Genomic DNA, 6,830 nt, shown 5'->3' with positions numbered 1-6,830 from the left:
GCCGACCAGCGTCGCGAACGTCTGCTCGGCGGGACCGCCGGTGCCCCGACGGCGGCGCAGCATCTCGCCGAGGGCCGCGGCGCCAGGAATCCGGTCGCCCAGCGCGGCGGTGACGACGGTCTGCACCCAACCTTCGATCAACGCGAGCAGGGTTTCGAGCCGCTCGAGCGCCTGGGTCTGCTCCGGCGTCGCCTTCGGCTCGAAAACGCCTTCGTTCAGCAGCTGTTCGATAGCGGCCGGATCGGACAGCGACGCGGGATTGAAATCGCGCGCCAGCTCCTCGATTCCGGTCATGTCGATCTTCATGCCGCGGGCATAGGCTTCGACAGCGCCGAGCAGCTGACTGGCCAGCCACGGCACATGGCTGAACAGTCGGTGATGGGCAGCTTCCCGGGCGGCCAAGAAGGTGAGGATCTCGCTGCGCGGCTGCTCGAGGCCCTCGCCGAGTGATTCAATCGCGTTGGGCAGCAGCGCCGCTAACCCTTTGGGCCCCAGCGGCAGGCCGATGTCGGTCGAGGTGAGCACCTCGCGGGACAGCCGCCCCAGCGCCTGGCCCAGTTGGGAGCCGAAAGCCATGCCGCCCATCTGCGAAATCATTGACATCAGCGGACCGGCCATCCCTTTGGCCTCCTCGGGCAGCGCCGAGGCCCACACGGTCGAAATCTGATGCGCCATCGGATCGCACAGCCGCTTCCAGGTGTCGAGGGTGCTGTCGACCCAGTCGGTCGGACTCCACGCGACCGCTCGGGTGGTGCCCGCCGGCAGCGAGGTCACTCCGTTGAGCCAGGTCTCGGCGAGGTGAACGGCGTCGGTGACCGCTGAACTGGTCGCAGCCGGAATCGGGGCGACGAATCCGATGGAAGTCGACGCCAACTGCCGGGCCAATTCGTAGTTCACCGGGCCGGATTCCTTGCCGGTGGCCGTCACGGTGCCGGCGCCGCTGAACATCTGCCCGAGCCGGGTGAAGATCTGGCCGAGGTCGGCCATGTCGAAGTCACCGCCGAAACCGAACGGGTCAGCTGACCCCGAGCCCGACTCGGGGTCATTCTTTTTCCGCTTGTCGCGGTCGGGGTCGTCTCCGGCGGAGAAGCCGAAAGGCGTGTCGGCCATACGTCAACGGTACTCATCGGCGCAGCCGGGCGCGCGTTGCGGGATCACGCTGTGAGTGAACCGGGCATACCGGGTCGGCGACGGCTTGAGCGCCGGGGCCGGCTGGTCAGCCCAGTTAATGTAGGCGGCGTGAACAGGCGGATTATGACGCTGATCGTCGCGCTGGTGCCGATCGTGGTGTTCGGTGTGCTGCTCGCGGTGGTGACGGTTCCGTTCGTGTCGCTGGGTCCTGGCCCGACATTCGACACGCTCGGGCAGGTCGACGGCAAGCAGGTGGTCGACATCGAAGGCACTCAGACCCACTCGACATCCGGTCACCTGAACATGACGACGGTGTCCCAGCGTGACGAGCTCACGTTGGGGGAGGCGCTGACGCTGTGGCTGTCGGGACGCGAACAGCTGGTGCCCCGCGACCTGGTCTATCCGCCCGGAAAATCGCGTGACGAAGTCGATAAGGCCAACAACGCCGATTTCAAGGATTCTGAGGACAGCGCCGAATACGCCGCGCTGGGCTTTTTGAAGTATCCCAAGGCGGTGACGGTTGCGAGCGTCAACGACCCGGGACCGTCAGCCGGCAAGCTGCACGTCGGTGACGCCGTGAACGCGGTCAACGGCACCCCGGTCGCGACCGTCGATCAGTTCACCTCGTTGCTGAAAAACACCAAAGCAGGCCAGACCGCGGTTATTGGCTACCGGCGCAAGAATGCGCCGGCCGGCAGCGCGCGGGTCACGCTCGGCGCTCGCCCGGATCGTGATTACGGGTTTCTCGGTGTCGCGGTGATGGATGCGCCGTGGGCGCCGTTCGTCGTCGACTTCAATCTCGCCAATGTGGGCGGGCCGTCGGCGGGTCTGATGTTCAGCCTGGCTGTGATCGACAAACTCACTTCGGGTGATCTCGCCGGGTCGAAGTTCGTCGCGGGCACCGGCACGATCAAGTCCGACGGCACGGTAGGCGCGATCGGCGGTATCACGCACAAGATGGTCGCCGCCCGGGAGGCCGGCGCGACGGTGTTTCTGGTCCCTGCCAAGAACTGTTACGAGGCGACCTCCGATATCCCTGCCGGTCTGCAACTGGTGAAAGTCGACACCCTCGGCCAGGCGGTAGAGGCGCTGCACACCGTGACCGCCGGTGGCCGCCCGCCGAATTGCTAGCGCGACGACGATGCAGAGCGCACAGCGCGATGAGGAGGAGTCGTGCCATCAGATCTAGCGAAGGCACGGACCCGGCAAACCGGCGTCGCCGGTGCGTACAGTTGTGACCGTCGAGAGAAACCCCGACGGCCGCCGGTTCTAGCGGTGCCGCGGGACCGCATTGAACAGGGAGCGTAGCCAGTGGGGATGCGACCCGCAGCGAGGATGCCGAAGCTGACTCGTCGCAGCCGGATTCTGATCGCGATTGCCCTCGCGGTGATTGTGCTGCTGCTGGTCGGCCCCCGTCTGATCGACGGCTACGTGGATTGGCTGTGGTTCGGTGAACTCGGCTACCGCTCGGTGTTCACCACTGTCGTGTTGACCCGCATCGTGGTGTTCCTGATAGTCGGCCTGGTGGTCGCCGGCATCGTGTTCGCCGGTCTGGCGCTGGCCTACCGCACCCGGCCGGTGTTCATGCCCAGCAACGGCAACGACCCGGTGGCGCGGTACCGAAGCGTCGTGTTGGCACGGCTACGGGTGTTCGGCGTCGGTATACCAGCAGTGATCGGGCTGTTGGCCGGGATGATCGCCCAGACGTACTGGGTGCGGATCCAGTTGTTTCTGCACAGCGGTCATTTCGGCATCAACGACCCGCAGTTCGGCAAGGATCTCGGGTTCTACGCCTTCGAGTTACCCTTCTACCGACTGGTGGTCGGCTATCTTTTCGTCGCGCTGTTTCTGGCGTTGGCCGCGAACGTGGTGGCGCATTACATCTTCGGCGGCATCCGGCTGTCGGGGCGTACCGGCGCGCTGAGCCGTGCCACGCGAGTCCAGTTAACCAGCCTGCTCGGCACGCTGGTGCTGCTCAAGGCCTTCGCCTACTGGCTGGACCGCTATGAGCTGCTGTCACACACCCGGGCCGGCAAACCGTTCACCGGCGCCGGCTACACGGATATCAACGCGGTCCTGCCGGCCAAGCTGATCTTGTTGGCTATCGCGCTGATCTGCGCGGCCGCGGTGTTCTCGGCGGTCGTGCTGCGAGATCTGCGAATTCCGGCCATCGGTCTGGTGCTGCTGCTGTTGTCGTCGCTGATCGTCGGCGCCGGCTGGCCGCTGGTCGTGGAGCAGATCAGCGTCAAGCCCAACGCCGCGCAGAAGGAAAGCGAATACATCAGCCGCAGCATCGCCGCGACCAGACAGGCATACGGCCTGACCGATAACGTAGTGAGCTATCGCAATTACAGCGGTGACAGTCAGACCACCGCAGAGCAGGTCGCCACCGACCGCGGAACCACGTCGAACATCCGCCTGCTCGACCCGACCATCATCAGTCCGGCGTTCACCCAGTTCCAGCAGGGCAAAAACTTCTTCTATTTTCCCGATCAATTGTCGATCGACCGCTATGTCGACCGGGACGGCAACCTGCGCGACTACGTCGTCGCCGCCCGTGAACTCAACCCGGACCGGCTGATCGACAACCAGCGCGACTGGATCAACCGGCACACCGTCTACACCCATGGCAACGGGTTCATCGCATCGCCGGCCAACACCGTGCGCGGAATCGCCAACGATCCCAACCAGAATGGCGGCTATCCGGAGTTCCTGGTCAACGTGGTCGGCGCGAACGGCGGTGTGGTGTCCGACGGACCGGCCCGCCTCGACCAGCCCCGGGTGTACTTCGGACCGGTCATCGCCAACACGCCCGCGGACTATGCGATCGTCGGAAAAACCGGCGTGGACCGCGAATACGACTACGAGACCAGCACCGAAACCAAGAATTACACCTACACCGGGAGCGGCGGAGTCCCGCTCGGCAGCGGCCTGTCCCGCGCGGTGTTCTCGGCCAAGTTCGCCGAGCGAAACTTTCTGTTCTCCAACGTGATCGGATCCAACAGCAGAATCTTATTCAACCGCGACCCGGCGCAGCGGGTGGAGGCGGTGGCGCCGTGGCTGACCACCGACAGCAACGTGTATCCGGCGATCGTCAACAAGCGCCTGGTGTGGATCATCGACGGCTACACCACGCTGGACAACTATCCGTACTCCGAACTCACCTCGCTGTCGTCGGCGACCGCGGACTCCAACGAAGTCGCATTCAACCGGTTGGGCCCTGACAAGCAGGTGTCCTACATCCGGAACTCGGTGAAGGCCACCGTCGACGCTTACGACGGCACCGTGACCCTCTATCAGCAGGATGATCGAGACCCGGTGCTGAAAGCGTGGATGAGTGTGTTCCCGGGCACCGTAAAGCCCAAGAGCGAAATAACGCCGGAGCTGGCCGCGCACCTGCGTTATCCGGAAGATCTGTTCAAGGTGCAGCGCATGTTGCTGGCCAAATACCACGTCAACGACCCGGTGACGTTCTTCTCCACATCAGATTTCTGGGACGTTCCGCTCGACCCGAACCCGACTGCCAGCAGCTACCAGCCGCCGTTTTACATCGTCGCCAAAAACCTTGTGCGGGACGGTGCTTCGTCGTCATTCCAGCTGACCAGTGCGATGAACCGGTTCAAGCGCGACTACCTGGCCGCCTACATCAGCGCCAGTTCCGATCCTGCGACGTACGGCAAGATCACCGTGCTGACGATTCCGACTCAGGTCAACGGGCCGAAGCTGGCCAACAACGCGATCACCACCGACACCGCGGTGTCGCAGGATCTCGGGGTGATCGGGCGGGACAACCAGAACCGGATTCGATGGGGAAATCTGTTGACTCTGCCGGTAGCCCAGGGCGGGCTGCTGTACGTCGAACCTGTCTACGCCTCACCCGGAGCCAGTGACGCGGCGTCGTCATATCCACGGCTGATCCGGGTGGCGATGATGTACAACGACAAGATCGGCTACGGCCCGACGGTGGGCGATGCGCTCACCGGGTTGTTCGGTCCGGGCGCCGGCGCCGCCGCGACTGGGATCGCACCCACCGACTCCGGGGCGGCGCAGAGTCCACAGCGTGGAACTTCGTCACCGGCGGATGCAGCGCCCGCCGCGCCGCCGGCACCGGCCGCCGCCCTTCCGGCGGCTCCGAATGGAACGGTTCAGTTGTCGCCGGCGAAGGCGGCGGCGCTGCGCGACATCCAGACAGCGATCAACGCCGCCCAGGACGCCCAGAAGAAGGGCGACTTCGCCGGTTACGGCGCCGCCCTGCAGCGGCTCGACGACGCGATGACCAAGTTCGACAACACCAAGTAGGGTTCTGACGAGGTAGCGGCGATGACCGGTACGCCAGCTATCTGACGCCTTATTCCGCCGCCAAAGCCGCGACGGACTCGCTGGCGGTGTCGAACATCTGGGAGACGGCCCGTTTGGCACCCAGAGTGCCATCGTCGTCCCCTATGCGGTCGGATAGCGCGAACCGGCAAACCGGTGCCCCGATCGACTCAAGGAGACGAGATCATGGCCAGCCAGTCGAATGACACCATCGCCGACATCGCCATACCCGACACCGCCCTCGTGCGCGAAGCCACTGACTTCATCCGCGACGCCGAAGACGACTTGCTTTTCCATCATTCGCGCCGGGTGTTTCTGTTTGGCGCACTACAGGGCCGTCGCCGCGGACTGTACCCAGACCTGGAGCTCCTCTACGTCGGAGCGATGTTCCATGACCTGGGCCTCACCCAGCGTTACTGCACCTCAACCCTCCGCTTCGAGGTAGACAGCGCCAATGCGGCAAAAGACTTCCTGCTGAACCGCGGCGTCGATCAAGCTGGCGCCGAAAAAGTTTGGTTGAGCATCGCCTTGCACACCACCCCCGGAGTACCCGAGTTCCTCGAGCCCGAGATCGCCTTGGTAACCGCAGGTGTCGAAACCGATGTGTTGGGCATCGGTCGCGACGACCTTTCTCCTGAAGCTCTTGCCGCAGTCACCGCCGCCCACCCTCGACCTGAGTTCAAGCAACACATCCTGGCGGCATTCAACGACGGGATGAAACACCGCCCGCACAGCACCTTCGGCACCGTTAACGCCGACGTACTCCAGCGCTTCGACCCCACATTCGTCCGCGACAATTTCGTCGACATGATCCTCAACAGCACCTGGCCCGAATAGCGGCCAACCGATCGGCTGCACCGTCTGCAACGTGATAACACGGGCATATCGGCGCACCCGGCTGACACGCTGGCCACCGCGAGCTTCGCCAGAGCGGCGCGGCCGGCCACTGCCCGGTGATAGGCGAATCGCTTCACCACTGGAGTCCTGAACCGCTGCCGCTGTGAGGGCAAGAGCAAACCGGCGGTCTCGGTGCTGAATTCCGATGTCCGCTTGACCAGGTCGAACCCGTAGCCGCGTCTTCGATTTGGTGAGCCCCGGATCAGTTCGGTAACGTTGCATTCACCGACGCGGGGTGGAGCAGCTCGGTAGCTCGCTGGGCTCATAACCCAGAGGTCGCAGGTTCGAATCCTGTCCCCGCTACCATGTCATGTCTCGGGACATCGTTGACAGGTGTCCCGAGACATTGTTTACACCTTCAGCCTGTTTTCGGGTGAGTTTCCGCATTTGACGCTGCGTGGTTGGTAGTCGCGGGTGGGGTCAAGGACGAGTTTGCGGATGAGTCGGCCGGTGTGGTGGTCCAGGACGCGGATGTCGCGGTTGTT

At 64.2% G+C, this 6,830-nt stretch carries 4 protein-coding genes and 1 tRNA gene; 4 read left to right on the top strand and 1 reads right to left on the bottom strand.

Translation table 11 applies throughout. From position 1 onward, the window contains the following. On the bottom strand, nt 1-1,110 hold a 1,110-nt coding region (locus WA317_RS09030; protein WP_425172705.1), incomplete at its 3' end, for a zinc-dependent metalloprotease. 129 nt (nt 1,111-1,239) lie between these two features. On the opposite strand from WA317_RS09030, the gene WA317_RS09025 reads away from it, so the two are divergent. From WA317_RS09025 to WA317_RS09010, 4 genes are all read left to right on the top strand, one after another. Then, nucleotides 1,240-2,262 carry a YlbL family protein gene (locus WA317_RS09025; RefSeq protein ID WP_425172704.1) on the top strand — a complete coding sequence of 341 codons (1,023 nt, stop codon included), beginning with the start codon at nt 1,240-1,242 and terminating at the stop codon, nt 2,260-2,262. Nucleotides 2,263-2,442: 180 nt separating this feature from the next. Beyond that, nucleotides 2,443-5,430, top strand: a complete 2,988-nt coding sequence (locus WA317_RS09020) for a UPF0182 family protein (protein WP_425172703.1) — start codon at nt 2,443-2,445, stop codon at nt 5,428-5,430. A 204-nt stretch (nt 5,431-5,634) separates the two neighbouring features. Further along, entirely contained in the window at nt 5,635-6,285 is a 651-nt protein-coding gene (locus WA317_RS09015) for an HD domain-containing protein (protein ID WP_425172702.1), read from the top strand. A gap of 289 nt (nt 6,286-6,574) precedes the next feature. After that, nucleotides 6,575-6,651 (top strand) — tRNA-Met (locus WA317_RS09010). The last annotated feature ends 179 nt before the right edge of the window (nt 6,652-6,830 follow it).

It is taken from the genome of Mycobacterium sp. (assembly GCF_049802695.1).
Classification (GTDB): Bacteria; Actinomycetota; Actinomycetes; order Mycobacteriales; family Mycobacteriaceae; genus Mycobacterium.
Note: the sequence above shows the minus strand (reverse complement) of the source record. Positions and strands in the feature narration are given on the sequence as shown.

Excerpts from the sequence above, each read along its gene's own strand:
- WA317_RS09015 (WP_425172702.1), top strand. The coding sequence starts at position 5,635 with ATGGCCAGCCAGTCGAATGACACCATCGCCGACATCGCCATACCCGAC.